The following is a 23,352-nucleotide window of genomic DNA, read 5'->3' as shown; positions in this document are numbered from 1 at the left end:
ACAAGTTATTCACTGACAACTGACAACTGACAACTAACTAAATTTATACAGAACTGCTGCGATAACGTTGTAATTCGTTGCGCAATAGGGCAATTTCTGCCCGTAATTCGTCAATTGTGGCTTGTAAATCTACTGATTCAGCAGGAGTTGTTCCCACACCTGTAGTTGTTTGACCTGCTTCAGCAGCAGCAGAGGCGCGGTTTGCGCGTTCTATCACTTCGTCTGTGAATTGGCGTAGCTGTTCTCTAGCCTCTGCATCAAATTTACCGATTTCACTCAAAGCATCGGTAAAAGCGACCTCTATACGTTCATTGATGACTTCGGCTACAGCTCTACCGACGAAAAAAGCTTGTACTAAGGGGTTACTCATAAATTTTTGTTACGTCTGTCCGCAAGAGAATTATAACTTGCCTGTATGCTTTGCGGCTTCTATTGGAGAGTGAGAAATTTGGCGTTACTCATGGCTTAATATTGCTTCGGGTTGCCTGAGTCCATCAATTTGTAGTTGAGCCTAGACATAGGCGATGGTCTCCGACCGACGGTCAGTCATTGCTCGAGTGTGGCTAAAATAAACCCATAACTATTGATGCCGTATTGATTCTATGACTATTGCTCAAGAATTAGATGTTCAAGAAAGCATCTCCCCAGATGTCATATTTCCGCCTGGTGATTTATATAGTGATGAGCCTCCCTTAGAAACAGAACTACATCTAAGACAAATAATTCTACTTTTGCAATGTTTAGAATGGCTGTGGCGAGATAGAAATGATTTCTATGCGGCGGGAAACTTAACAATTTATTACAGTCCGCATCAAAAAAAATCAGAATACTTTCGTGGGAAGGAAATTAACGGATATTTTTGATTAATTACTTCCTTGTAATTCTTGATAATATTTCTCTGGTGTACTAGGTAGATGATTTGTCATTTTTAAGGCTTGTTTTTTTAGTTGAAAACTGTGGGTGATGTTAATCCTACTGAGAAAATCAATATCGTGGGAAATAACCCAAAGAGCGCCTTGATATTTATTGATAGCTGAGATCATCTGCTCAACGGTTTCAATATCTAAATTATTGGTTGGTTCATCAAGAATTAGTAGGTCAATTTCTGAGATGCTAATAATAGCGATCGCTAGTCTTGCTAATTCACCACCACTCAATATGGATGCTGATTTGTGGACATCATCGTATTTAAATAAAAAGTGTCCCAGTTGTTGACGTAGCTGCTGATAGTTGAGACTAGGGTTAGCAGCCTGCATATTTTCCAGAATCGTCTGCTGGCGATTGACTAATTCATAGCTTTGGTCAAGATATACACTTTTGATTCCAGATGCAAGTGAAACTTCACCAGACTGGAAAACGGTTGTTTGTTTGTCTGTTCCTAGAATTGCCTTGACTAGACTGGATTTACCGGAACCATTTGCACCGATAATAGAGATGCGATCGCCAGTGAGTATATTTAACTGTATATTCTCAATCAGTAGGCGTTCTGACACCCAAAGATTTGCACCCTGAATATTAATCAAATTCCTGCGCTTGTGACTTTTCTGTTCTAGTTGGATACTCGTCACCTTGTGAGTTTTTACCTTAGTATCTGCAACTTTTTGACTAGCCTTAGCTACAGCCACCTCATGTTTCTTTTTAGCTGTTCCGGCTGATGCTTCGGCTTTAGTTTTAATCAGTCCGGCTGAGATTCTGTCGATACTACCATCAAGAAACTTGGTTCTACCGTTGCGGTGCGCTTGTGCTGCGCGTTGCTGTTCTTGCATCGCTGTAGTTTGGACGCGGTTAAGTTCCTTTCTAGCGACTTCGTGCGATCGCAATGCTGCTTCTAATTCTATCCCCTTCTGTTGCCGATAGTAGGAAAAATTACCTCCGTACACCTTCAACCCATTAGGTGTTAGTTCCCAGGTAATATCTGTCACCTGGTCTAGAAAAAATGGCTTATGAGAAACAATCACAAATGCACCTGAGAAATTTACTAGAAATTCCCTCAAGCTCTCTAATGCTTGTAAATCCATGTGATTAGTTGGTTCATCAAGTAACAGCAAATCTGGTTCTTGAGCTAAACCAATAGCCAAAAATAGTTTTGTCAGTTCGCCACCGCTTAAATTATTGACTGGTAGATATAAGTCAATCTCTGTATGGAATTTTGTTTGTAAAATCTCATGAATTTGCCACCATTCATCAGATATAGAACTTAAGAAATTCAATACTGTATCTGTATTAAGTTCTTCCCTAATAGTACTAATTTGAGGCAAATAGTAGATAGAACTATGCTGTGATACTGAACCTGCATCTGGATGGAGTTGACCTGCCAGTATTTTCAGCAAAGTTGATTTACCGACACCATTGCTAGCAACTAAAGCAATCCTGTGACTTTCTTCAACACTTACATTAATCCCTTGGAACAAAGTTTTCTCTAAGCTGAGTTCATAAGTTAGATTCTCAGCTACTAATATTGATTTTTTCTGCATTCTTATCAAACCTCTATTGACAAAAATCCACCTGTCTCTGCCAAAAAATACGGGTAGATCAGGCAAACAAAAAACTAGCCGCAACAACTTATCAAGCAGCCAAATGTAGATATTGAGTAATGAAAATTTTTAGCTCATGACTATGGGGAAGTAACCTGTCAAATATGTTTTGCTGATTTGGGTTTGACATTTGTTGCCGAGACGCAACATTACTTCGTTACTACTTCATTGCAGCTATCTCGATAGAGGTTTGAATATAAACTAGAGTGTAACACAAAAGAATTTCGCAACGTTAACAAATTCTCTTTGTGCTTCTGTGGTTGATAAACATTGATTAATCGAACTGCTCCTGATAACTTAAGTATATTTGCTTAATACACAGCAAATTTGGCATATCATAAATTAGTTGCCCTTTTAATTATTTAGGATATTGTTTGGCTAAAAACTCTTCTGCTTCTCTTTGATTGGTAATATCTCCATCCAAAGTACCCGCGAGTAAATCATCTAGCATTTGTTTATACTGCGGACTTGGCTTGTATCCTAACTTTTTGAGGTCATTGCCGTTGAGAATTGGCTGAATGTTAGTCAAAACTGTCAAGTAATTCCATATCTGTCGCCTAATTTTTTGCTGACTTTGTAAGGCAATTAAAATTAATATTTCTAAGTCATAATTGCGTAGTAGTTTAACTACTTGGCTGTGGTGTTGATATTTAAGTAAAGACCCTATAATCTCAGTTTTAGCTGTAGCTAAGTTTTGCAAATGCTTAATGCTATCTTCTTGTAATTGCAGGTTTTTGGCGACTTTACCCCGATGGGTTGGTGCGAGGTGGGCAATAATTGCTTCTAAGCGCATTTGCCAATGAATTAAATTTTGTTGCGGATCAAATCGCCGCAAACAACGTTCTAGTAAACGCAGTTGTCGTGTGAGTTCACTATCTAGTTTCAGGGTAGGGTGGATGCACTGCAACGCCCCTAAATCGTCGAGTAACTGCAAAGCCGATCGCCAGTAGGGTGCTTCTAAAATGTGTTTGAGTTCAGTTTTGAGTCGAGTTTGTAGGGCTGGGGTTTTGGTGTTAGTTTGGGCAGTGCGATCGTAAACGCCACTGTTGATGGCATAGCGGATATATTCTTCGGTGCGCGGTTCAATGGCAAATCCCAACCGCACTGCAAAGCGTACACCACGATAAATGCGGGTGGGATCTTCGATAAAGCTATTGGCGTGCAGCACTCGGATTTGCTTGGCTTTTAAATCTAATAAACCGCCGAAGAAATCGAGTAATTCACCAGCACGGGGAGGGGTGAGGCGCAGGGCGAGGGCGTTGATGGTAAAGTCACGGCGATATAAGTCTTGGCGAATGGAACTGGCTTCAACTTCGGGATTGGCGGCTGGGTAAGGATAAAATTCTGTTCTGGCGGTGGCGATATCCACCCACAAGGAATCTAAGTCGGGGTCTTTATGCCATAACAAAGCAGCCGTTTGAAAAGCGCCGTGGATTTCTAAACGGGCGGCTGGGTACATTTCTTGGAGTGCTTTTGCTAGTTCCACACCTGCGCCCACATCTGCTGATTTGTGGAAACCATCAACTACTAAATCTATATCTGTAATCATGAGAGTGCCTGCTGTGGCTTCAGCTAACAGCAAATCTCGCACCGCACCACCCACCAAATAGAGATGCCAACCCCGTTTCTCGGCGGCTTGGGAAGCGGTGGTGAGTAATTGCCAGAGTTGGGGAGTAAGGCGCGATGTCTGCGGCGGACTATGCCTATTCAATTCAGTACTGAGTTTTGAGTTTTGAGTGCTGAGTGAGGTTTTAAAATCAGGTCTGATATCTGGGAATTCAGCACTATTTTGATGCAATTCCCGCAAGACATCAGTCCGAGTGACGATACCCACTAACTGCCCATTTTCCAACACTGGCAAGCGACCAATATCATACGTCACCATCAACGACTCAATTTGTGGCAATGTCGTGTCTGAGGTGATGGTTTTTAAATCAGTAGTCATGTAGCCTTTGACAGGCGCATGACTAAATCCGTGGTGTAGGGCGATATCCAAATCACGGCGGGAAATAATCCCTACCAATTGCCCTTGGGGATCAACTACAGATAAACCAGAGTGTCCGTAGCGTAATAAAATGCGTTGTGCCTCGGCAATTGTGGTTTCTGGGCGAATTGTGCGGACTGGGGAAGACATCAAATCCCTGGCTGTGGGGGGATGGGGAATAGCAGCTTTGATACCTTTTAGGAGTTGTTGAAGAATATCTTGGGTATCAACGCCACGTAAATTGAGTGATGCTGCTTGGGAATGACCACCACCACCAAAGGGTTGAAATAATTGGTTAAGATGCAGACCCGGAATTTGCGATCGCCCAATTACTGTGAAGCGGGAATCATCTTTATTTGAGGGGTGTTCATTCGCCAACAACAAAGCATCAATTTCTGTTAACTCTATTAGCTGGGAGGCTAAACTTGATAACCCAGGGACAAAACTATTTGTTGTTAATGTCACCCAAGCAATAGTATAACCACGCAAACAAAGATATTCTAATTTTTCCAATGCTTCCGTTAATAGCTTCTGTAATTGGGGAGATAAGCCAGGGTCACGGTAACTAGAAATTACCGATAAACTAGCGCCTTGTTCCATCAACCAAGCTAAAGCCAAAGCATCCCGTGGTGTGGACTGGTCATAAGTCAGGGAACCCGTGTCTACATGAATACCCAAAGCCATGACAGTTGCTTGAGCAGAATTGAGAGTGATTTGCTGCTGTTGTAGTTCCTCCACAATTAGCGTTGTGGTTGCACCCACTGGGGCAATATGAAACTCGGTAGCTGGGATATCTGATACTTGTCCGGTGTGATGGTCGTAAACCTTAATTATCTTAACTTGAGGTAAGTCGAACCATTCAGCCGGTTTACCCAAGCGATCGCGCTGTTGTGCATCCACCACTGTCAGCGAACGAATCTTTTCGGAATTTACTGAACGTCTTTCAATCAAAGGATACTCATCCCGATGCAGCGCCAAAAAATCGCGCACAGGTGGATGTGCGCCACCAGTCAACACAATCTTACTTCCGGGTAGTAGGCAAGTTAACCCTACGGCTGCGCCCAAGGTATCAAAATCAGCTGTTGTGTGACAAAGAATTAGATCCATAATTGTCAATAGTCAGTAGTCAATGGTCAGTGGTCAGCAGCGACAACAAACAACTGACAACTGACAACTCACTATTGACTATAGTGACGCAATTTCTGCTAGCTTACAATTAAGGAAAAACTGTCAGTGTCGCCAGTTACGATATTCTATTTTTAGTACTTTCTTTAGTATGTTGCTGTCTTGGGAGAAGTCAAAATGACCATAATATTCCAATTTGCTTTGGTAGCGCTTGTGTTTGTGTCTTTTGTCCTAGTCGTGGGTGTGCCTGTTGCTTACGCCACTCCGCAAAACTGGGTTGAATCGAAAAAGCTACTCTGGGTTGGTTCTGGTGTTTGGATCGCCTTGGTGCTGTTAGTCGGACTGTTAAACTTTTTTGTGGTCTAGGCGATCGCTTTGTCTTAGATCAGATAAATAATATCAAGACTACAAGGGCAGGAGAGCCACCAACACAGGTAAACGATACAAGAGAAATTCACTCTTTTTCTTGTTGTTCTTACCTAATTGTGTTCTCCTGCTCTTCAACATTTAAAGAACAAATGTATATTGACAAGAAGTATAGTAGATTTCAGGTAGAGTCATGGCAGTTTTCGAGGGAACTTTTACTCAAACAGAACCTTTGCGCTTGGCGGTAGTGATTGGTCGATTCAATGACCTGGTGACTGCAAAGCTGCTAGCAGGATGTCAAGATTGCTTAAAACGTCACGGTGTAGATCCTGATCCCCAAGGAAGTCAGGTAGATTATGTTTGGGTTCCGGGGAGTTTTGAAGTGCCTCTGGTTGCCCGTCAACTAGCCCTTACCCATCGTTACGACGCAGTAATTTGTCTTGGTGCAGTTATTCGTGGTCAAACACCCCATTTTGATTACGTATCTTCAGAGGTAGCCAAAGGGATTGCGGCTGCTAGTTTTCAGACTGGAGTACCCGTAATTTTTGGGATTTTGACAGTGGATACTATGCAGCAAGCCTTAGAAAGGGCAGGTATTAAGGCTAATCATGGTTGGGACTATGCTATGAATGCTCTAGAAATGGCTAGCCTTATGCGCCAATTGCGGTCTAATTTGAGTGATCCCTACTCGCGCACCCAATCCTTACCAGCCGCATTCCCCAATGCTAACGTCGGCGACTTAACCGCAGAGTCTGAAGAAGTAGTTTGAGTAAAAAGTGCTGAGTGATGAGTGATGAGTGCTGAGTAAGAAATTCTTGAATTTTGAATTAATTAGTCCCCACTTCCCAGATTTTGCACTCAGCAAACAAAATTTCTAAGTTTAAACAGTTGACAAATAAAAATTAATCTGGCATAGTTAAATATAGTGAAGTTTGCGGGTATAGCTCAGTGGTAGAGCGTCACCTTGCCAAGGTGAATGTCGCGCGTTCGAATCGCGTTACCCGCTTGTGAGAAAAGTAAAGTCAGCATAGCTCTTGGGAAAACGATGTAGGAAAATAACTGCCATAGCTGGTAGTTTGAGTGGATCGTTTTTGTAGAGGGTGGACTACACTAGATAGTAGGTAGGTAGATAGTGGTGTTATCAGGTGCATAATCAGCCTAAAAACTTCGAGGAATAGTCAGGGAAACTGAGGATTGTCTCTTGGCGATCGCCAAGAAAAGGCACCCATAGTTTTCTGCTCGAACGAAATCCTGATACTGGAAAGATGGCTGCAAAGATGTAAATGAATCATCCTGTTCATCCTTAAAAGAATAGCGATGCCCATTTGTGAATTTTTCCACAGAAAAAGCGGGGCAGAGTCTGGTCGCTAGTTACTAAAGAGCAACTTAAATAAGCACTTATTTAAGCACAGCTTGCCATAATGGGTTGTCTTCAGAGAGTTCGCCACGTAAGCTTAAAAATATACCCCTTATGCCTGCACTATCAATGCCTAATGAAGAGCAATACATTAATTGTGTAACTTAGATATGAAAATGCAGAAAATTTTAAACAAGAAGTTAACGTAGTTTTAATCCGCATATACATACAATTCAAACTAATTACCATGTATGGGTTTCTTCCTTGCGGGACACTACGCGACAGTTTTAAATTTTAAATTTTGAATTGCTGATAAAGCTTGTGCAATCTAAAAAACCGGAAAAAATCGACTTCAACACCGAATATCCGTGTCCTTGCCGTCGTCGAGGACGGTTAGTACCGATTACGCTGACAGAAGCCTTTGGTTGCGATCGCTGTCAGCAAATCTTTGTCGTAGAAGATAATGGTCATGTGTTAGAACAGCTTTCCACAACCTATCCCTACAAACGTGCTTGGCGTTGGACAGGGGGTAATTGGCACGTTGTCCACCCAAAATTGGGAGAAAGCTATTTACCTATAGCCTTAGGCATTATTTTCGTGCTAGTGATTATATGGCTACCATTAGCACTGCGATTGGCCAATGGTTCTAGTATCATCGCTTGGGCAATGGTGGCAGTATTGTTGGCGATTTTGCCAGCACTCATGGTCTGGCTTACTTACAGACGATAACTCAATGACCGTTGCAGTTTTAGAAGATTATCCCGAACCCATGAAAAGCGCCAAACGTGCTTTTCAAGCTTCCCTGAAGTTAGGCACTACCAAGGGAGTAGACCGTAGTCGCGCTGTTTTGGCAATGGCGCAGGCGCTAGAACAGGCATTTGACGACATTTTAGAAGCCAATACGTTGGATCTAGAGGCCAGTCGAGAAATGGCAGTACCAGACTTGATTTTAGATTGGCTAAAGCTAACCCCCACTAGGTTAGAGACGACAGTAGAAATCCTCCAAAGGTTGGGAGAAATATCCGACCCCTTGCGCCGGGTGAGAAACGCCGACTATCAACCAGAAGATTCTCAGAGTTATTCTCAGTTAATGCCATTGGGAGTAATTGGCTTTATTTATGAAGCGTTTCCTGATTTAGGAGCGATCGCCGCAGGTTTGTGTATTAAAACTGGTAATAGTATCATCCTTAAGGGTAGTACCGAAGCTAGTCATTCTAACGCAGCGATCGTTGAAGCATTACAAAATGCCATTGTGGAAGTTGGACTACCATCAGGCTGTGTAGAACTAGTCACCACAGAACATGGAGGTTCACTGCGAGATTTAATCACCCAAGACCAATATGTGAACTTGGTGATTCCCTATGGACGTACCAGCTTAGTACAGCAGGTCATGCGGCAAGCGACTTGTCCAGTGTTAAAGTCAGCAATGGGTAACTGTTACCTCTACTGGTCGTTAAATAGCAGCTTAGAGATGGTACGCTGGATGATTCTCGATAGCCATGAAAGCGAACCCGATCCCGTTAACGCTATTGAGAAAGTGCTAATTCATCGCCAAGCCGTGCCATCATCTTTAGCCGTATTATGGAACAGCTTAAAAGAAAAAGGTTTCGAGATTAAAGGCGACGAGGAACTAGTAGAAGCTTTTCCTCAGTTGCAGTTGGCAAAAGATAACGAATGGGGCAACGCTTATTTAACTAAAACAGTAGCATTTAAACTGGTAGATAGCTTAGATGGGGCGATCGCCTGGATAAATCAATACAGTAGCGGTCATGCTGATTCCATCGCCACTGAATCATATCAAGAAAGTCGCCAGTTTGCCTTAGGAGTGAATAGCGCCTCCACCTATATCAACACATCTCCCCGCTTCTCTCGCAACCCTTCACGAGGTGATTCAGTGTTTTTAGGTATGTCTAACCAAAAAGGTCATCGCCGGGGATTTATCAGCTTAGAAACCTTGACTACTGCCAAGCATATTATCCAGGGAAATGGCAGGTTTTAGTTTTAGTCAATAGTCCATAGTCAATAGTTAAGAAATTTTCATGTAGGGAGTGTTGTCGCGCAACACACCGTCAACAATTCAAGGTACGTTAGCCTACGGCATAAAACACCCTACCAACCATTTACATTTCTTCATATCAGTTGGATTTTTCTCGCCGACTTGCTTAATTGGTGACTGGTGATTAGTTAATAGTCTCCAAGAGTTTTGTAATTTTGAATTGATTTGTCCCGTGCTACCATAGCAGGCGATCGCAGGTCATGATAAGTTGATCGAATACCCGTGTAGAGAAATGCTTGGGTTTTGCACAAAAAAGTAAACTAGTAAATTTATGATGACTGAAATTAATATTCATAATTTAGCCAATCTTGAATATATACCCTACATTGATGAAAACGGTCAATTACCTGAAAATTATCAGGGAAAGATAGGAGTATATGCAATTTTCGACCAAGCAAAAACATTGCAATTTGTGGGATATTCCCGTGATGTTTACTTGAGTTTGAGACAGCATTTAGTCCGTCAACCACAACAATGTTACTGGGTGAAAGTTCAAACCATTGAACGTCCTAGTCGGACAGTTTTAGAAAATATTGAAAAAGCTTGGATGGCTGAAAATGTTGCTATACCTGTGGGGAATGGAGAACAAAAAGATAAATGGTCACAACCTGTAGACGTGAAAACATTGATGACAGATGAAGAACAAGCAAATTATCAAAAACCTACCAATGATGAATTAACACAAATTAAAATTATCAAAAATGTAGCTCGACGAGTGGAAGCGGAAATTTTAGCGGCTTTAGAATTACGTGGTTTAAAAACTCCATTGCGTTTTCATCCAAAATTAAAGGAAGAAGGATTACTAGATTTGAAATGAGATTATATTGAACTAGCTAGTTTTTGAAGTCTGCTATGAGCATACAGATGTTGAACGATCGCTATCAAGTTATCCGCACACTCGGCGCTGGTGGGTTTGGTGAAACCTATCTTGCAGAAGATAGTTATATGCCTTCCAAGCGGCTGTGTGTAGTCAAACAATTACGACCGATTCAAAATAACCCACAAATATACCAGCTAGTACAAGAACGGTTTCAACGGGAAGCAGCAATTTTAGAAGAACTGGGTGGTACAACTGACCAAATTCCTGCCTTGTATGCTTACTTTTCAGCTAATGATCAATTTTATTTAGTGCAAGAATGGATTGAAGGGGATACTCTCACAGCAAAATTGCAACAGCAAGGGTTATTGACGGAAAGTGCTATTCAAGAACTGTTGATAAATTTGTTACCTGTTTTGGAATACGTCCATTCTCAGCACATTGTTCACCGGGATATTAAACCAGACAACATTATTCTGCGTCATCGTGACGGTAAACCTGTACTGATTGATTTTGGTGCAGTGCGGGAATCAATGGGAACAGTCGTAAATTCCCAAGGTAATCCTACCAGCTCGATTGTGATTGGAACACCCGGATATATGCCCAGTGAGCAGGCGGCTGGTAGACCAGTATATTCTAGTGATTTATATAGTTTAGGTCTGACAGCAATTTATCTGTTAACTGGAAGACAGCCACAACAATTAGAGATAGACTCTCAGACTGGTGAAATGATTTGGCGACAATACGCCAGTCACATTAGTTCTATTTTAGCCAGTGTACTTGATCGAGCGATCGCCTATCATCCCCGCGATCGCTACTCCACTGCTAGAGTCATGTTAGATAGTTTACAAAGCATCAACACTCCTGTTGCGCCCACGCAGCCTTATTTTGCACCACCACAGCCGACTGTTCCCGTAGCTCCCCAAGTGAGTGTTTCAGGTAACAATCAAAAAGGTATCCTCTTAGGTAGTGTGATTGCAGGCGGTTTAATCGGTGCATCGGTAATTGCTGGCTTGGTCTTTACAAGACCATCTCAACCTGTAGCTGAACAGAATATCACCTCTCCAGTAAAATCAATAACTGTCACACCAGTAGTTACACCAAATTCTGTGGTGTCTCAATCTCCAGTCACTACACCACCTATTGTCCAACCTCCCATACAAAAGATTAACCCTCCAACCTCTCCCTCTATTACATCCACACCAATAGATGTAAACACAACTGACAATAATTATTTTTGGCTTTCGCAAAGGGCTGTAACCGACGCAGATTTAAATGGTAAGAATGGTTACGCCTTAGATATTATGCGAAATAGTATCTTCGCTCGTCATGGTCGCCGTTTTGATACTCAGGGTTTACAGAATTACTTTAATAATCAACCTTGGTATAACCCCAGATATTCACCTAAAGATTTTCCTGTAAGATTACTCACAAGAGTAGAGCAGAGAAATGTAGACTATATTGCCGCATATCAAAAACGTTATAATCTGAGACATTTTAAGTAATCATCTCTGATATGTGTGTAGTTATTACATGATTAAACACTCCTGATTTAGTTGACTGCTTGAGAAATGCTCAACTTAAGATTTGAGTAACAATTTTTAAGCAAGTACTGACAATCGGTAAAACGTAAAGTATATAAAAATTATTCTTGTACTGCTTGGCGCTAAGTTATGGAAACGCTGTTAGATAATCGTTATCGGGTAATTCGGACTTTAGGTGGTGGTGGATTTGGGGAAACATTCCTTGCAGAAGATAGCCAAATGCCCTCCAACCGTCGCTGTGTAGTAAAACAGCTCAGACCGATTCAAAATAATCCCCAGATTTACCAACTAGTACAAGAGCGTTTTCAACGAGAAGCGGCAATTTTAGAAGATTTGGGTAGCTACGCAGACCAAATCCCTACCTTGTACGCTTATTTTCAATCTAATACGCAATTTTATGTAGTCCAAGAGTGGGTTGAAGGGGATACACTCACAGATAAAGTCCGGCAGCAAGGAGTACTAAGTGAAAGTGCAGTCCGGGAAATTTTGATAAATTTGTTACCTGTATTAGAATATGTCCACTCTAAACGCATCATTCACCGCGACATCAAACCAGACAATATTATTTTGCGTCATCGTGATGGTAAGCCTGTACTAATTGATTTTGGTGCAGTACGGGAATCGATGGGAACAGTCGTAAATTCCCAAGGGAATACTACCAGCTCGATTGTGATTGGAACACCCGGATATATGCCCAGTGAGCAAGCAGCAGGTAGACCAGTTTATTCGAGTGACTTATATAGTTTAGCCATGACAGCAATTTATTTGCTGACAGGGAAACAGCCACAGGAATTAGAAACAGACCCCCGCAGTGGAGAAATTATTTGGCATAGACACGCCTTGAGTGTAAGTCCTACATTAGCAGGTGTGATTGATCGAGCGATCGCCTACCACCCACGAGAACGTTTCGCCACGGCCAGAGAAATGCTCGAAGCCTTGCAATTAGGAGTAGTCAGTTTCCCTCCCACAGTCGCTTATCAGCAACCACAATCATTGCCCACAGTTCCTTATCAACAACCACCTGTAGCAACTGCATCGCCTGCTGTAAACCTACCTAATACAGTTGCTGTCAGTCCAGGGACTGCACCAACACCTCAACCCATAACCCAAAACAATGGTAGTAAAGGAATCCTCCTCAGTAGTCTAATTGCTGGTGGTTTGATTGGGGCTTCTGTAGTCGTTGGTTTTGCCCTCACTAGACCAAATCAGCCTGTAACCCAGTCAACGGCATCGTCTAATGAATCCACTCTTAACAGCAATGTCACCCAGACTGTAGAACCATCTCCATCTGAAACATCCACCAATCAAAATACAACTCAAAACCCCACACCACAAGAATCTTCCCAATTTCCCAGAAATTTACGCCCTTTTACCACACCCCTAGATTCCCAAACTTCCATTAACACAGAACCCACTACACCATCACAAACTCCTGTTGCAAACCAACCGGAAGTAAATAGACCTTCACCAGAAGAAGCCGTACAAAACTATTATGAAACTATCAATCAAGGTGAATATAATACCGCCTGGAATCTGTTAGCTCCCAGTTTCCAAAATAATAGAAAGCTGCACCCCAAAGGTTATCTTTCCTATGTTGATTGGTGGGGTGGACAAGTGCAAAATGTAGATATTGAACAAGTAACCTTGGAACAAGCTAATGCAGACACAGCAACAGTTAACGCCAAGTTGCGATATTTTATGAAGAATGGCAAGCAATCACCTAGTTCTGTGCGTTTCTCCCTATTATGGGATGCAGGAAATAACAGATGGGTTGTGAGTGGTGCTAGATAGGTTAATTCGTAATCTGAGTCTAAGTTTAGCCCAGCGATGCAGTCAGTCAGACAAAGCGAATTTCTCTTGTAACTTCTTTGCGTACCTCTGCGTTTAAAAATAACCCCCAAATTGCAGGAACATAACCTATCGCCGCGTCGTGATGTAAATTGAGAAAGGGCGGATACTTTTAACATTGCATGACATCTATTCTGCTGAACAATCGCTATCAAGTTATTCAGGTACTCGGTGCTGGGGGGTTTGGAGAAACCTGGTTGGCGGAAGATACTCATATGCCTTCTCGTCGTTGCTGCGTGATTAAGCAACTCAAACCGATAAGCAATGACCCACAAACTTATCAGATAATTCAACAACGGTTTGAAAGGGAAGCAGCAACTCTAGAGTTTTTGGGCGAACACAGTGACCAAATTCCCCGACTCCATGCTTACTTCTCCGAAAATGGGCAGTTTTACCTTGTGCAAGAATGGATTCATGGTCAAACCCTGAGAAGTCTTGTTGAAGCCACAGGGTATCAGAATGAAAGCACTGTTAGGGCAATTTTGTTGAGTCTGCTATCAGTTTTAGATTACGTCCACAGTAAGGGTATTATTCACAGAGATATTAAGCCGGATAATATTATTCTCCGTGATGTTGACCAAAAGCCAGTTTTGATTGATTTTGGTGCAGTTAAGGAAACGATTCGTTCAGTGGTGAGTTCTCCAAAATATGCTACTCAATCGCTCGTCATTGGTACACCTGGATATATGCCGAGCGAACAAGCTGTAGGTAGACCTGTTTACGCCACGGATATTTATAGCTTAGGTTTGACAGCAATTTATTTATTAACTGGTAAAAGTCCTGAAGAATTGCCAACTCACCCGCAAACAGGAGAAATTCTTTGGCAAAACTTTGCTCCTCATGTTTCGCCACAATTTGTAACAGTGTTGAATCAAACTATTAAACCACAGGCAGGCGATCGCTTCAGTACTGCTAGTAAAATGCTGTATGCTTTATCATCTGGTTTGACGACTCAACCTAGCGTATCTCCCACCACTGCACCAACCCAACAAACCCAAGCCTTATCTGTTCCCTCTATTAAACCTCAAGGCGATCGCCTACCGTGGATAGAGAGCGATCGCCAAAAATCTATTTTGGTCTTTGGTAGTTTATTAGTCGGTGGTTTAATGGCTGGAGTTGCAATGTCTACTCTTACACGCCAGTCACCATCGGAAACACCTGTTGTTAGTAATCCTCTCCCCTCACCAGTCTCTCCGAGTTCCATTCCTGAACCCATCACCCCTATCACCCCTAGTGTTCCTACTCCCACTCAGCCACCAGTCTTTTCTGACACGAGAACTCAGGAAAATCGCCAAGATAACGCCAATTCCCCAGAAGCATTTACACCAACACCAGACAACACACCCATAACCACTGATACGCCAGCACCACAACCTAGCTCAACAACAGAACCAGAAAATCAACCTGTTCCCGAACCCCCAATTCAGCCAGATTCATTACCAGAAACAAAACCACCACAGCCAAGCAAAGCCAATACAACTAGGCCAAGCGTTCCCGCATTTCCCACAGGCACAGCAAGAAGCACGGTGGAAGCCTCACTCGGCAAGCCAAATAGAGATTTACGAGGCTTGTGGGGCAATACCCGTGCTGTAGTTTATAGGTTAATCCCAAACCAAGTTGACTTAGGCTACTTATTTGATCGCAACTCTGGAGTTCTACGCCAAACTGAGGTATCTTTTGCTCAGTCGGTAGACCCTGAAGTCATGCAAGCTACGTTAAATGGGATGTTAGGCGGTCAATCTAGTACAAAAATCCAGCAGGGTTTGGAACAGATACAACAACGTCAGTCAGATAACTTTAGATTTACCGCAGGTGGAGTTAAAGGTCAAATTGTGCGCCAGAACTGCGATTTAATTTACATCAGTGTTTGGGAAGCAGATTTACATGATTTTGTCAATCCTGCATCAGCAAAACGATGTTAGGAAACACCAAAAGTAAGATTATTCTGCTTGTTTCAAATTCTTATTGCTATTACACTCAATTTGGTTGACCCCGAACATTCAAAAAACTGGTTTACAAACTGCTGTAACCATGATCAAAAAAAATCTGCTTAACAACGAAATTTTTACTTTAGACAATATTCTTCTACCACAAGAGTGTGCTGAGTATATTAATTTAACTGAAAGTATTGGTTATACAAAGGCTCCGATCAATACTATTCGAGGTGTGCAAATACGTCCTGATATCCGCAATAATGAGCGCGTTATCCTCGATGATCACCAACGGGCTTTTGACTTATGGCAGCGTGTGTCAGATTATATTCCTAAGACCATTGGCAGGTGGCAAGCAGTCGGATTAAATGAGCGTTTTCGTTTTTATCGCTATGATCCAGGGCAGAGATTTGCAATACATCATGACGGTTGTTATCGACGACCGAATGGGGAGGAAAGTCTGTTAACTTTCATGATTTACCTAAATGAAGGTTTTGAAGGTGGTGAAACCCGTTTTCATCTTTCGCCTCGCTACTATGAAGAATTATCTAATATTACTGTGGTTCCAGTCACAGGTATGGCTTTATGTTTTGTTCATGAGCTGGTGCATGAAGGTGTTCCTGTTATTCAAGGGCGAAAGTATGTTTTACGGTCAGATGTCATGTATCGTCAACAGTCGAGAATCTATTAGAGAGTCTGATGCGGGGGCTTCGCCCCCGCGAGGATAAGATAATATCGTGATTTAGCAATTCCAACTAAATCATATACCTAAAAATCTTTGATACTCCTCAAGTTGTCGAACGATTTGATTGATTAACTGTCCAAAATCAAGATTATTATCGTCATTGATATCAGTTGGGCTGTTGGCTAGGCTATTGGCTACAGAGTCTTGATAATATCGGCGTGTAACCTCCACGTTGGAAATAGTGGATGTTTGATTATTAGACACTACAGATGGGATATTTGAGCTTTCAGTGAGAGTGTTGTTCTGTTCAAAAGACTGATACTTAAAGCTAGAGGTACTAGTTAATGTGTTTTTTGCACTTGAACCGCCAAAGAATTCATCTAGAATAGGGCCAAAATCAAAGCCAGGGTTGGTTGTGGGCGTACTGTTGCTGTTGTTATTGCCTGCTGTTCTGGTAATAATATTACGTACTTGGGCTTCAGTTAAATTAGGGTTAGCACTCAGCATGAGAGCTACTACACCAGCAACATAAGGAGCTGCCATAGATGTACCGTTATAACTGGCATATTGATTATTTGGTACTGAGGAATAAATACCTTGTCCTGGGGCTGTGACATAAGCCATTTCTGTATTACCAGAACGGTTCGAGAAATTAGTTAAATTACCATTTGCATCTACAGCGCCAACGGCAATTCCTGTTTGATTAGCATAACGAGCAGGGTAGTCTGGTGTTGAACCACCACTATTACCTGCGGCCATAACAACAACTACCCCTTTGCTACTGGCATATTCAATTGCAGACTTGAGAGTACGATTGGAGAAACTACCACCTAAACTGAGGTTAATGACGTTTGCACCATTATCTACAGCATAGTAAATTCCGTTAGCGATCGCACTATAAGAACCAGAGCCAGATTCATCCAAAACTTTTATGGGCATAATCTGGGAATTATAAGCAACACCAGTCACACCCACACCATTATTTGATCCAGCAATAATCCCCGCAACATGAGTTCCATGTCCATTATTGTCTAGGGTGTTGTTATTGTTGTTGTTAAAATTCCAACCGTGGACATCATCTATATAGCCATTCCCATCATCATCTATGCCATTACCAGGAATTTCTCTAGTATTAGTCCAGATATTATTGCCTAAATCCTGATGGTTGATATCTACGCCCGTATCTATCACCGCCACAATCACACCTTGGCCAGTATGTCCATTTTCCCAGACTTCTGGGGCTTTAATCATATCTAATCCCCAATTATTCCCGCCAAGGTTAGGAACATCACCGTAAGGATTCTGTCCAGCCGCTTCAGATACAGCTGCGCCAGCATTAACTAAGCCATAACCATCTGTAGAGTTATAAGTGCTAGTGCTGGTAGCTATAGTATTATCATCTACATCTGAAGTGTAGCTACTACGAGAACCTAAGTTAAAAGTATAATTATTTTCTGTATTAAAAGCATCCGATGAGGAGAGGTAAGGAGAATTTTGCCCGTCAATTGAAAGTGGATTTTGATGATTCTGATTTGTGGGCATAGGTATTTGCTCCTCAACTAAATATAAGTTTTTTTTTGCAGCTTTAATTGTTAAAACCTTAAAATTAAGGTTTCCAGTAAATGACTTTGCCCTCCTAGTCAATAACTACTATGAATTAATTTTGTAAAATGCCTTTTTCTTTACCAAAAATATCTTTGGACATTTTAATTATTTATTTATGATTGCTCAAAAACATACTTTTGAGAGTATTTACTTTGCGAAAATAAAATTATAATATTGAGGTTTTTATGACAATGGAAGACACATTAAATATCAAACTATTCAAGGCCTGAATAATCTTGGCAATACATAAATCAAGGCAACGTTTCTGCTCACCCATAACCTTAACCGAACGTTATTGAGGAATGGGTTGGGGTTAGGTTCGACTATCACCCCAACCCACAAGATTGATTACACGTTGGCTTGTTGACGTTGATACAGTGACCAATACAAACCTTTTTGTTGCAAGAGTTCTGGATGGGTTCCCCGTTCAGCAATCACACCTCGTTCCAAAACTAAAATTTGATCTGCTCTTTTCAAGGGTGCAAAGCGGTGAGCAATCAGGAATACAGTCCGGTTGGCGGAAATTGTTTGCAGATTTTGCAAAACTTGTTGTTCAGTTTCACTATCTAAGGCGCTGGTAGCTTCATCTAACACTAAAATCGGTGCGTCGCAGAGAAACAACCTCGCCAAAGCAATGCGTTGTCTTTGTCCGCCAGATAAAGCTGTACCCCTTTCTCCTACGTTAGTTTCGTAACCATACGGCAATTGACTAATAAAGTCGTGGGCTACGGCTAGTCTAGCGGCTTCTACTACCTGCTCGGCAGTAATATCAGGATTACCAAGGGTGATATTTTCCAAGACGGAACCATTAAATAAAAAGTCTTCTTGGAGAACTACGCCAATTTGTTGTCTTAAGGACGCTAAATCTGCGCTCTTGATATCAAAACCATCAATGAGGATGCGTCCTGATTCAATTTGATAAAGTCTTTGCAGCAACTTAGACAGGGTACTTTTCCCAGAACCACTGCGTCCAACAATTCCCACAAATTGCCCTGGTTCCACATTAAAAGAAATGCCTCGCAGGACTGGTTCTGTATTGCTTTTGTAACGGAAAAACACCTGCTCAAAGTTAACTTGACCTTTCAGTGGTGGTAAAACTAAACCAGTCCCCATCTCTGCTTCAGGGGCAACGTTGAGAATATCACCAATCCGGTCTACAGAAAGTAGGACTTGTTGCAGGTTTTGCCATAACTGTACTAGGCGCAAAAGTGGCCCTGTAACCCTGCCAGAAAGCATTTGAAAGGCTACCAATTGACCAATTGTCAGTTTTTGGTCAATAACTAATTTTGCACCAAACCAGAGAATTAGTAAGGAAGAAAAATTAGTGAGAAAGTCACCAATATTACTGCTAATGTTAGATGTGGTCGAAGCTTTGAAACCAGTACGCACAAAACGAGCAAATAAACCTTCCCAGCGATCGCGTGCTACTGATTCAGCTGCATGAGCTTTGACAGAATGGATACCTGTAACTGTTTCTACTAAGAATGATTGGCTGTCAGCACTGCGGTTAAAGGTTTCGTTTAGCCAGTTACGTAAAATTGGTGTGGCAACTATAGTCAGTGTGGCAAATAAGGGTAACACTGCTAAGGCTACAAAAGTCAGAGGAATATTGTAATAAAACATCAATGCCAAATAGACGACGGCAAAGATGCTATCTAAAATTACAGTTAATGCTGTACCTGTGAGAAACTGGCGAATTTGTTCCAGTTCCTGGACTCTAGCTACTGTATCACCTACACGCCGTGACTCAAAATAAGCCAAGGGTAGGCGCATCAGATGGCGGAATAATTGTGCTGATAAGCTTAAATCTAGACGCCTGGCTGTGTGGGTAAAGATAAATAACCGCAGAATCCCCAGTATCGACTCAAATACAGCGATTAACAAAAGTGCGATCGCCATGACATCGAGAGTTGGTAAACTCTCTTGTACCATGACTTTATCGATAACCACCTGGGTAATTAGTGGCGTTCCTAAACCCAATAGCTGCAATGTAAAAGACGCTAATAATACTTCTGTTAACAGCTTGCGATATTTCCAAACTGCTGGGGTAAACCAATTCAGGTTAAATTTTTCTTGTTTGGATATCAGTTCTACTTGCCACAACTGACCATCCCAGCATTGCTCTATGATCGATTGTGGTACACTTTCACAAAGATTATCAGGATTTAAGGGATTAGCAATAATTAAGCGATCGCCTTTTATCCCATAGGCAATAACCCAAGAAGGTTGAGGAACTGACTCGGTTTGCAACTGCAACAAAGCTGGGAAGGTTAGCTGTCGCAACTCAGCCCAAGTTATTTGCACTCTTCGCAGAACTAAACCTAACTTTTCTCCCGCTTCTACAACTTGCTTGGGACGTTGACCCCTGAGTTGGCGTTGTACCCATTCCAAGTTCACAGGATTTTCCAGGTGCTGAGATGCCATTGTTAAACAAGCCGCACCTGTATTCCAACTGCTAACAAAAGGATAACTGAGTGTGACAGGTGTAGGAATTTGCGGAGTTGTCTGTTCTGGAGGAGTAGGAGGTTGTTGCAAAATGGGAGACTGAACAGATGTCACCTCATTCTCAATTGCTGTATTATCCTGTTGAGCCAATCCCAACCAGAAATCCTCCATTGCTGGGGTGGATATTTCTGCCCACAGATGTGTATCCCAACAAGCTACTATCACTTCTTTACTAGCAGCTACGGCTTTGTATTCTCCGGGTAGCTTTTGTAAATCACCAAACCAATCACCCATCTGGATGGCTGCTAAGGATTGACCGCTTCCTTCCTCCCGCAAACGGACTTTCCCAGTCACAAGGAAAAACTGATAACCACCCGCTTCGCTTGACCAGATTTTTTCTCCCAGTCGATAACGACGGATTTCTAAACGCTCCTCTAAGAGGGATCTTTGCTCAGGAGTGAGCCAATTTAGGGGAGGTTGATTCCAAGGTATGGCAGCTAGCACTTTGATTTTTAGTGATTCATTATCCAGAAGTTTTAACTCACTTGTAATTTCACTGTCAGCTTTTGAATTTTCTCTGCTAACCATTTTTCAAATAATTCGTTTTGTAATGCTTGCTTGAGCTGAATATCATCTAAAGACGCTGGTAAAAATTGTTCTACTCGAAACAAACCATAACGTCCATCAATTTCTATAGGCCCGACTAATTGACCAGGACTAGCCGCATCAACAGTCGCCCGCAATTTATCTGGCATAGTTCCCCGACTAATTGGCCCCATCATGCCATTAACGAGGCGATCGTCTAATACAGAATACTCTTTAGCTAATTGTTCAAAACTACCTCCTTCGGCAATTTGCAGTTGTAATTCTTCTGCCAATTCTCGACTATCCACTACAATCCGCGATATTACCACCCGATCCAGAAAAATCTTCTGTTCAATAAAATATTCTGGTAGTTTGGTTTCTGTCACCAAAGTTTTTAATCTTTCTAACTTAAAGTTGAAACTAATTGAAGCATGGAACCTGGGATAGTCTGTACCATTTTTCGTTAACCATTCCTGAAAAGCTTGGGGGTCTGCTAGTTGATTTTTGAGGCGAAAATCAATCACTGTTTGTTCGGTTAAGGCTGGATTAATTTCTACATCCTCTCGCCCTGCGATTTCTTGCTCAATGACATACTGACGGAGGACATCACTAATGAATTGACCCAACTTCCCTGAAGATTGCAGATATTTTATGGTTTGTTCAATCGAAATTGGTTGGTCATCAATACTCAAAAAGGATAGAGTTTCCATGAGATCACCTGGTAAAAACAGCTAAAAATAAAATTCTATTGACTAGAAATAAGTAATGGCAACTTTCAGAAATAAAAATATTTAATAATAATTGAATTTTCTATTTCAATTGACATTAATTTACATGGCTATAGTTTTCAACTCCAGATATGAAGTTGAAAGCGACTTGAAGCATAGTTATCGTTAGTAATCTGAGTCCTGTTTGTTAGCGGTGGCGGCGCGTTCAGCCTGTGATGAGTTTAGGAGTAAAATAATTCTTTTGATTTCCCCCTGCTCCCCTGCCTCTTCTACTCCCTAACTAAAAGAGCTTGCCCAAATAAAGGCAACTAACATCGCAGCGATCGCACCAATTAAGGTATTAAGAATATTAACAATTTCATTAGTTAACCAGGTATATTTTGATTGTAGGGTTGCACCAATCACACTTTCTAAATTAGTGGCAATCAAAGCAGCCAGCACACACCAAACAATTCCCAAGGGTGAAATTAAACCGACACCCCAACCTATAATAGCGATCGCCACTGAACCCACCACACCAGCTAAAGTCCCCTCTAAACTCACAGCACCCTCTGTACCTCTGGGAACCGGTTGCAAGGTAGTAATCAAGAAAGTGCTTTTACCGTAAGCTTTACCCACTTCACTGGCACAGGTGTCAGAAAGTTTTGTGCTAAAGCTGGCGACGTAACCTAATAATAATAGGGACTGGACACTAGGAACTAGAGATTGGGGACTAAGTGAGAAAAGTTCAGCATTAATAATTCCTATACCTAAAGCACACAGCGCCGCAGTTAAAGCAGAACCCCAAACATTTTCCGGGCCTCTTGCTCCCGAACGCTTTTCAGCAATCCCAAGGGCTTCTTTTTGTGCCATACCAATGCGTGTGACACCGGAACCCACAAGAAAATAGAACATCACTACTACGTATCCCTGCCAGCCTAAAATACCCCAAATCAGTATGCCCAATAACCAAGCGTGAAACACACCAGCAGGGGTCAGTAGTTTTTTAGGAGCGAACCAGACTAAACTCAATAAAATTGTATTTAGTCCTACTCCCACTAACCAAGGATTTGCAGAGCTAATAAATGACAACATCAGCCAAAAACCACGAGTAGTTTTGCCAGGATATCAAAAGAATAACTAATTTTAGGACTTCTGTGGTTAATTTTCTGATACCCCCTCATCCCAAGAGTGCATAGTTTATTTTCCCTTTACGGGTGGAGTTAACCATCAACAGGCAAAAAACCATGAATAAATTTGGTTCATAAAGTGGGGAGAGGGGAAAATGAGCAATCACTAATGATTCATGCAAACATCGTCATCAGGATATAAGCTAAATTCATGAAAAACTGTATTTCAATTAACTACTATCAAAATTTAAAACGCATCTTATTTAACAAAACCTCTTATTCTCAACTCCCCATGCTCTGACAAGTTTTTAACTAAGGAATGAGTGATGACTATAAAACCAACTACAGAATCATAGTTTTATCAACCCCTACACCCTAAAACCATATTTTAGGTACAAACAAAGGGTAAAAACTTACACCTGTGAGATCCCTATTCCCCAGATCCCAATTTATGCCTAATGTGAATTAGGAATCACAACTCATCACTCATCACTAATCACTCGTCACTCATTACTCATCACTCGTCACTCATTACTCATTACTCATTACTCATTACTCATTACTCATTACTCATTACTCATTACTCATTACTCATTACTCATTACTCATTACTCATTACTCATTACTCATTAC

The 23,352-nt window shown here is 41.6% G+C and carries 16 protein-coding genes, 1 tRNA gene and 1 pseudogene; 11 read left to right on the top strand and 7 right to left on the bottom strand.

The window, feature by feature from the left end; genetic code table 11:
* Nucleotides 1-43 precede the first annotated feature (43 nt).
* On the bottom strand, nt 44-370 hold the full coding sequence (locus tag H6G18_RS12315) for a DUF6825 family protein (protein WP_190407390.1): 327 nt from the start codon (nt 368-370) through the stop codon (nt 44-46).
* 232 nt (nt 371-602) lie between these two features.
* Here H6G18_RS12315 and H6G18_RS12310 point away from each other — a divergent pair.
* Nucleotides 603-845 (top strand): annotated as a pseudogene (locus tag H6G18_RS12310) (Uma2 family endonuclease); the annotation flags it as partial.
* A gap of 18 nt (nt 846-863) precedes the next feature.
* Here the strand turns inward: H6G18_RS12310 and abc-f are convergent.
* Together abc-f and H6G18_RS12300 are read right to left on the bottom strand one after the other, a co-directional pair.
* Nucleotides 864-2,474, bottom strand: a complete 1,611-nt coding sequence (gene abc-f / locus H6G18_RS12305; RefSeq protein ID WP_190407389.1) for a ribosomal protection-like ABC-F family protein — start codon at nt 2,472-2,474, stop codon at nt 864-866.
* A gap of 418 nt (nt 2,475-2,892) precedes the next feature.
* Nucleotides 2,893-5,625 carry a CBS domain-containing protein gene (locus tag H6G18_RS12300; protein WP_190407388.1) on the bottom strand — a complete coding sequence of 911 codons (2,733 nt, stop codon included), beginning with the start codon at nt 5,623-5,625 and terminating at the stop codon, nt 2,893-2,895.
* Between the two features lie 195 nt (nt 5,626-5,820).
* Between H6G18_RS12300 and psbZ the strand changes: the two genes are divergently transcribed.
* The 10 genes from psbZ (at nt 5,821) to H6G18_RS12250 (ending at nt 16,253) form a co-directional block, all read left to right on the top strand.
* On the top strand, nt 5,821-6,009 hold the full coding sequence (psbZ, locus tag H6G18_RS12295; RefSeq protein ID WP_190407387.1) for a photosystem II reaction center protein PsbZ: 189 nt from the start codon (nt 5,821-5,823) through the stop codon (nt 6,007-6,009).
* A 193-nt stretch (nt 6,010-6,202) separates the two neighbouring features.
* On the top strand, nt 6,203-6,778 hold the full coding sequence (gene ribH, locus H6G18_RS12290; RefSeq protein ID WP_190407386.1) for a 6,7-dimethyl-8-ribityllumazine synthase: 576 nt from the start codon (nt 6,203-6,205) through the stop codon (nt 6,776-6,778).
* Nucleotides 6,779-6,943: 165 nt separating this feature from the next.
* Nucleotides 6,944-7,015, top strand: a tRNA-Gly gene (locus H6G18_RS12285).
* Nucleotides 7,016-7,687: 672 nt separating this feature from the next.
* Nucleotides 7,688-8,095, top strand: a complete 408-nt coding sequence (locus tag H6G18_RS12280; RefSeq protein ID WP_190407385.1) for a hypothetical protein — start codon at nt 7,688-7,690, stop codon at nt 8,093-8,095.
* Nucleotides 8,096-8,099: 4 nt separating this feature from the next.
* Nucleotides 8,100-9,365, top strand: a complete 1,266-nt coding sequence (locus H6G18_RS12275; RefSeq protein ID WP_190407384.1) for a glutamate-5-semialdehyde dehydrogenase — start codon at nt 8,100-8,102, stop codon at nt 9,363-9,365.
* 328 nt (nt 9,366-9,693) lie between these two features.
* Nucleotides 9,694-10,239 (top strand): GIY-YIG nuclease family protein, encoded by a 546-nt coding sequence (locus tag H6G18_RS12270; RefSeq protein WP_190407383.1) that lies wholly within the window; start codon nt 9,694-9,696, stop codon nt 10,237-10,239.
* A 35-nt stretch (nt 10,240-10,274) separates the two neighbouring features.
* Complete coding sequence (locus tag H6G18_RS12265; protein ID WP_190407382.1) at nt 10,275-11,744, top strand: protein kinase domain-containing protein; 1,470 nt, start codon at nt 10,275-10,277, stop codon at nt 11,742-11,744.
* Between the two features lie 168 nt (nt 11,745-11,912).
* Entirely contained in the window at nt 11,913-13,574 is a 1,662-nt protein-coding gene (locus H6G18_RS12260) for a serine/threonine-protein kinase (protein ID WP_190407381.1), read from the top strand.
* 179 nt (nt 13,575-13,753) lie between these two features.
* Entirely contained in the window at nt 13,754-15,553 is a 1,800-nt protein-coding gene (locus tag H6G18_RS12255; RefSeq protein WP_190407380.1) for a serine/threonine-protein kinase, read from the top strand.
* A gap of 109 nt (nt 15,554-15,662) precedes the next feature.
* Entirely contained in the window at nt 15,663-16,253 is a 591-nt protein-coding gene (locus H6G18_RS12250; protein WP_190407379.1) for a prolyl hydroxylase family protein, read from the top strand.
* A 69-nt stretch (nt 16,254-16,322) separates the two neighbouring features.
* Here the strand turns inward: H6G18_RS12250 and H6G18_RS12245 are convergent, their stop codons facing one another.
* The 4 genes from H6G18_RS12245 to H6G18_RS12230 all read right to left on the bottom strand — a co-directional run bounded on the left by H6G18_RS12245 (nt 16,323) and on the right by H6G18_RS12230 (nt 22,684).
* Entirely contained in the window at nt 16,323-17,789 is a 1,467-nt protein-coding gene (locus H6G18_RS12245) for a S8 family peptidase (protein ID WP_190407378.1), read from the bottom strand.
* 411 nt (nt 17,790-18,200) lie between these two features.
* Complete coding sequence (locus tag H6G18_RS12240; RefSeq protein WP_190407377.1) at nt 18,201-20,885, bottom strand: type I secretion system permease/ATPase; 2,685 nt, start codon at nt 20,883-20,885, stop codon at nt 18,201-18,203.
* Nucleotides 20,834-21,592: a peptidylprolyl isomerase gene (locus H6G18_RS12235; RefSeq protein WP_190407376.1), complete on the bottom strand. Its 759-nt coding sequence runs from the start codon at nt 21,590-21,592 to the stop codon at nt 20,834-20,836. The genes H6G18_RS12240 and H6G18_RS12235 overlap by 52 nt, the downstream gene beginning before the upstream one ends.
* Before the next feature lie 294 nt (nt 21,593-21,886).
* A complete protein-coding gene (locus H6G18_RS12230) occupies nt 21,887-22,684 on the bottom strand; it encodes a TIGR00297 family protein (protein ID WP_190407375.1) in 798 nt (265 codons plus the stop codon).
* Nucleotides 22,685-23,352: the final 668 nt, after the last annotated feature.

The sequence above is a fragment of the Anabaena subtropica FACHB-260 genome (genome assembly GCF_014697105.1).
Classification (GTDB): Bacteria; Cyanobacteriota; Cyanobacteriia; order Cyanobacteriales; family Nostocaceae; genus Trichormus; species Trichormus subtropicus.
This window is presented reverse-complemented; position numbering and strand designations above follow the sequence as displayed.